The 2,624-nt window shown below is 39.3% G+C and carries 2 protein-coding genes; both read left to right on the forward strand.

Features of this window, described 5'->3' with window-relative positions; translation table 11 throughout:
• Positions 1–335: 335 nt before the first annotated feature.
• Complete coding sequence (locus tag GPK88_RS16060) at positions 336–1,184, forward strand: tyrosine-type recombinase/integrase (RefSeq protein WP_055060816.1); 849 nt, start codon at positions 336–338, stop codon at positions 1,182–1,184.
• Positions 1,181–2,356, forward strand: a complete 1,176-nt coding sequence (locus GPK88_RS16065) for an IS91 family transposase (protein WP_128868230.1) — start codon at positions 1,181–1,183, stop codon at positions 2,354–2,356. Before GPK88_RS16060 ends, GPK88_RS16065 begins: the two co-directional genes overlap by 4 nt.
• The last annotated feature ends 268 nt before the right edge of the window (positions 2,357–2,624 follow it).

Genomic DNA, 2,624 nt, shown 5'->3' on the forward strand with positions numbered 1-2,624 from the left:
TCATCGTAAATGGAAGAAGCAAATCCATAATCAACATAAAAATCCAAAACCCCATTGTAAACCTCCTTTACTACAAATCCCGATTGAACAAAATCGCTGCGCGATGGCCTGCCAAGGCTGTGGCGCAGTTTTATTTTTATTAAAAAAGCAGTGGAATTACTTTCCATAATCCGTTATTGTTAAGTTACCACACGAAACAACTGAACTAAGAAAGCTCCACTGCCTATGATAAGAATAACATTTTCCAGTCTCTTCCGCAATCGGAATTATGACGCTAACGCACCTCCGAATAGGTAGATGTAATTATTAACACTACTTATTCTGGAGGTTTTATTATGTATAAAGATATTTTTGAATCCATCCGCAATGAAGCGGAAAAACGTAACCTGCGTGAAAGAACTATTCAACTGTATTGCTCTGATGTCAGTTACTTCCTTCGTTGGATTGGAAAAAATGTTTCTGATCTTACACTTGAAGATGCGGAAAGTTTTCTTACTGCCAAACGTCTGGAAGGAAGGTCTCCTGAAACTCACAATCACTATCGGTCTGCAATCAAGTTCTTATATAAAAAGGTGCTGAAGATTCTCTGGGATGATGACACTGTTCCGGCTATGAAAAGAGAGCGAAATCTTCCTGCTGTTCTATCCCGCGATGAAATAAATGCAATCATTGACGCCACTCCGAATCTGAAGCATAAAGCGATTATTGCAACTATGTATTCTTCCGGATTACGTGTATCAGAGGTTGTTCATCTTCATTATGATGACATTTCACGTACCAACATGACAATTCATGTTCGTGAAACCAAAGGCAGAATTGACAGGTATACAATTCTGTCTCAAAAAAATTTAGACCTTCTCACAGAGTATTGGTACAAATGTGGTCGCCCTAAAGATATCCTTTTCCCAAGTTCCTGGTCCGGTGGATATCTTGATATAGCCAGTGTTAACCAGTTCTTTAAGAAAAGTGCCAAACTCGCCGGCATTAACCGTCATGTTTCCTCTCATGCGTGCCGTCATAGTTTTGCCAGCCACCTATTCGAAAGTGGCACAGATATAAAATATATCCAGTCACTTCTGGGACATGTTGATCCTCGCTCTACAGATGTTTACCTTCATGTGAGCAACAAGACACTTCTTGGAATCCGCAGCCCGTTCGACAACCCAGAAGGTGGTAAATCATGAGTAAGGATTGTACGATTCAGGATGTTTTTCATCGTTTTTATCCATCTTTTGAATCCACACATAGTATTTCTCTCGCTCAGCGAAAGGCCGCTTATCACATCATGAATTGCAAAACCGGTGCCTTTGGTGTGAATGTAAGCGTATGCGAGGACTGCGGCTGCATGTCAGTCCACTATAACTCCTGCCGTGACAGATGCTGTCCTATGTGTCAGGAGTTTCCAAAAGAAAAATGGGTAGATGCACGGCGTGAGGATATCTTAGATGCTCCTTATTTCCATGTAGTTTTTACAGTTCCAGAAGAACTTAATCCCATTATCTACAGCAACCAGAAATTCTTATACACTGCTCTTTATCATGCGGCTTCAGATACTCTCAGTGAACTTGCTGCTGATAGTAAATATCTTGGGACTGATATCGGCTATATTTGTATCCTCCATACATGGGGAAGCACCATGAATTTTCATCCTCATATCCATGCGATTGTTCTTGGTGGAGGGCTGGATGTGAAAAATCATTGGAAAGACAACGGGAAAGAGTTTTTTCTTCCGATTAAGGTGATCTCCAAAATATTTCGTGGAAAATATATGGCTGAACTTAAGCAGCTCTGGGAAAATGACAGGCTTGAATTTCATGGATCGGCTGCACCTTACAAAAACTACTATACTTTCAAGGAATTATTAAATACCTGCTATACAAAGGAATGGATTCTTTATTGCAAGAAACCATTTGACGGTGCCGAATCTGTCATCAGATACCTTGGAAAATACACCCACCGGATTGCTATCAGCAACTACCGTATCAAAGACATGACAGAATCTACAGTTACTTTTTCCGCTAAAGATTACAAAAACCAAGGGCTTTGGAAAGAGATCACCATATCCGGCGAGGAATTTATCCGTCGATTTTTAATGCATGTTCCTCCAAAACGTTTTGTACGTATCAGGCACTATGGTCTTCTTTCATCCAGAAATAAGAAGAAAAAGATTACCCTATGCAGAAACATCCTTGGTTGCAAAAAATATATTTCCAAGCTGAAAGATATGGATGCACCTGCCATTATCCGTCTTCTTTATAATAAAGATATATGCAAGTGTTCTTCCTGTGGTGGTAAGATTATTCCTCTGCCTACAAAACCACATTTTATAAAACCAAAACCACATATGCTCTGTTAACGTATCATAACTGTATATTTTTTTAGCTTCCTTAGGGAGGCTTATTTCTGGTGTCATAATACAGGACTGAATTATAAATTCTATGTGTTTCTATGTGTACACGCTATCCTATTATAAATAGAGTGTCATAATTAAAAGTCCATATAGAGTTGACGCGCTTTGTTCAACCAGAAAAAATCGAAATTGATGCAAACGAAAGGGCAGTTAATGAAAAGTCTCCATACTGCTTTTTCGTTTGCACCACCTTCGATTCTTTCCTTAACGATTT

It is taken from the genome of Blautia sp. MCC269 (assembly GCF_018785655.1).
Taxonomy (GTDB): domain Bacteria; phylum Bacillota; class Clostridia; order Lachnospirales; family Lachnospiraceae; genus Blautia_A.

What these genes read in the sequence shown, in the direction of transcription:
- GPK88_RS16060 (WP_055060816.1), top strand. Translation starts at nt 336, where the DNA reads ATGTATAAAGATATTTTTGAATCCATCCGCAATGAAGCGGAAAAACGT.
- GPK88_RS16065 (WP_128868230.1), top strand. Translation starts at nt 1,181, where the DNA reads ATGAGTAAGGATTGTACGATTCAGGATGTTTTTCATCGTTTTTATCCA.